The sequence below is a fragment of the Variovorax sp. J2P1-31 genome (assembly GCF_030317215.1).
Classification (GTDB): domain Bacteria; phylum Pseudomonadota; class Gammaproteobacteria; order Burkholderiales; family Burkholderiaceae_C; genus Variovorax.
In genome coordinates this window covers 2,501-5,284 of record NZ_JASZYA010000008.1, presented here as the reverse complement: position 1 = coordinate 5,284, position 2,784 = coordinate 2,501, and the positions used below count along the sequence as shown (strand labels likewise).

The window sequence follows — 2,784 nt, the reverse complement described above, 5'->3', positions numbered from 1 at the left end:
TTTTGAATGCGTCAACTTGGCATAACACCTTGATCATGTATTCGCGACCTTTCGGTCTGATCAAAGTTATAGGGTCAAGCCTCACGAGCAATTAGTATCAGTTAGCTTAACGCATTACTGCGCTTCCACACCTGACCTATCAACGTCCTGGTCTCGAACGACTCTTCAGGGGGCTCAAGGCCCCGGCAGATCTCATCTTGAAACGAGTTTCCCGCTTAGATGCTTTCAGCGGTTATCTCTTCCACACTTAGCTACTCGGCAATGCCACTGGCGTGACAACCGATACACCAGAGGTGTGTCCACTCCGGTCCTCTCGTACTAGGAGCAGGCTTCCTCAAATCTGCAGCGCCCACGGAAGATAGGGACCAAACTGTCTCACGACGTTTTAAACCCAGCTCACGTACCTCTTTAAATGGCGAACAGCCATACCCTTGGGACCGGCTACAGCCCCAGGATGAGATGAGCCGACATCGAGGTGCCAAACACCGCCGTCGATATGAACTCTTGGGCGGTATCAGCCTGTTATCCCCAGAGTACCTTTTATCCGTTGAGCGATGGCCCTTCCATACAGAACCACCGGATCACTATGTCCTGCTTTCGCATCTGCTCGACTTGTCAGTCTCGCAGTTAAGCACGCTTATGCCATTGCACTATCGTCACGATGTCCGACCGTAACTAGCGTACCTTCGAACTCCTCCGTTACGCTTTGGGAGGAGACCGCCCCAGTCAAACTGCCTACCATGCACTGTCCCCGATCCAGATAATGGACCTAGGTTAGAACCTCAAACACACCAGGGTGGTATTTCAACGTTGGCTCCACAAGATCTAGCGACCCTGCTTCAAAGCCTCCCACCTATCCTACACAGATCTGTTCAAAGTCCAATACAAAGCTACAGTAAAGGTTCATGGGGTCTTTCCGTCTTTCCGCGGGGAGATTGCATCATCACAAACATTTCAACTTCGCTGAGTCTCAGGAGGAGACAGTGTGGCCATCGTTACGCCATTCGTGCAGGTCGGAACTTACCCGACAAGGAATTTCGCTACCTTAGGACCGTTATAGTTACGGCCGCCGTTTACTGGGACTTCAATCAAGAGCTTGCACCCCATCATTTAATCTTCCAGCACCGGGCAGGCGTCACACCCTATACGTCCACTTTCGTGTTTGCAGAGTGCTGTGTTTTTAATAAACAGTCGCAGCCACCGATTTTTTGCAACCCATTCATGCTTCGTTGTTCACTACACACTAATAGGGCACACCTTCTTCCGAAGTTACGGTGTCAATTTGCCGAGTTCCTTCTCCTGAGTTCTCTCAAGCGCCTTAGAATACTCATCTCGCGCACCAGTGTCGGTTTGCGGTACGGTCGTATATAGCTGAAGCTTAGTGGCTTTTCCTGGAACCTCGTTCAGTCACTTCACGGACAAGTCCGCTCGATCGTTGGCCTCGGTATATGTGCACCGGATTTGCCTAATGCACGCCTACATCCAACTAAACCAGAATAATCCAATAACTGGATGACCTATTAAGATCCGTCCCCACATCGCACTATATATCGGTACAGGAATATTGACCTGTTTCCCATCAGCTACGCATCTCTGCCTCGCCTTAGGGGCCGACTCACTCTACGCCGATGAACGTTGCGTAGAAAACCTTGCGCTTACGGCGAGGGGGCTTTTCACCCCCTTTAACGCTACTCATGTCAGCATTCGCACTTCTGATACCTCCAGCACGCTTTACAACGCACCTTCACAGGCTTACAGAACGCTCTCCTACCACTTGCAATAAATTGCAAATCCGCAGCTTCGGTAACTGGCTTAGCCCCGTTACATCTTCCGCGCAGGACGACTCGATCAGTGAGCTATTACGCTTTCTTTAAATGATGGCTGCTTCTAAGCCAACATCCTGACTGTTTTAGCCTTCCCACTTCGTTTCCCACTTAGCCAATTTTAGGGACCTTAGCTGGCGGTCTGGGTTGTTTCCCTCTTGAGTCCGGACGTTAGCACCCGGTGCTCTGTCTCCCAAGCTGTACTCATCGGTATTCGGAGTTTGCCTTGGTTTGGTAAGTCGCCATGACCCCCTAGCCAAAACAGTGCTCTACCCCCGATGGTAATACTTGAGGCACTACCTAAATAGTTTTCGGAGAGAACCAGCTATTTCCAAGTTTGTTTAGCCTTTCACCCCTATCCACAGCTCATCCGCTAGTTTTGCAACACTAGTCGGTTCGGACCTCCAGTACCTGTTACGGCACCTTCATCCTGGCCATGGATAGATCACTTGGTTTCGGGTCTACACCCAGCGACTGATCGCCCTATTCGGACTCGATTTCTCTACGGCTTCCCTATTCGGTTAACCTTGCCACTGAATGTAAGTCGCTGACCCATTATACAAAAGGTACGCAGTCACCCCTTACGAGGCTCCTACTTTTTGTAAGCACGCGGTTTCAGGATCTATTTCACTCCCCTCCCGGGGTTCTTTTCGCCTTTCCCTCACGGTACTAGTTCACTATCGGTCAATGATGAGTATTTAGCCTTGGAGGATGGTCCCCCCATATTCAGACAGGATTTCTCGTGTCCCGCCCTACTTGTCGTTAGCTCAGTACCACACAGGTCATTTCACGTACGGGGCTATCACCCGCTATGGCCAGTCTTTCCAAACTGTTCCGTTATGTCTTGTGCTATCACTAACAGGCTTCTCCGATTTCGCTCGCCACTACTTTCGGAATCTCGGTTGATGTCTTTTCCTCGAGCTACTGAGATGTTTCAGTTCACCCGGTTCGCCTCGCATGA

The 2,784-nt window shown here is 50.5% G+C and carries 1 rRNA gene (running past one end of the window); it reads right to left on the bottom strand.

Annotation, left to right across the window (positions count from 1 at the left end):
• Positions 1 to 70: 70 nt before the first annotated feature.
• Positions 71 to 2,784, bottom strand: a 23S ribosomal RNA gene (locus QTI20_RS30675) (it continues 162 nt past the right edge of the window).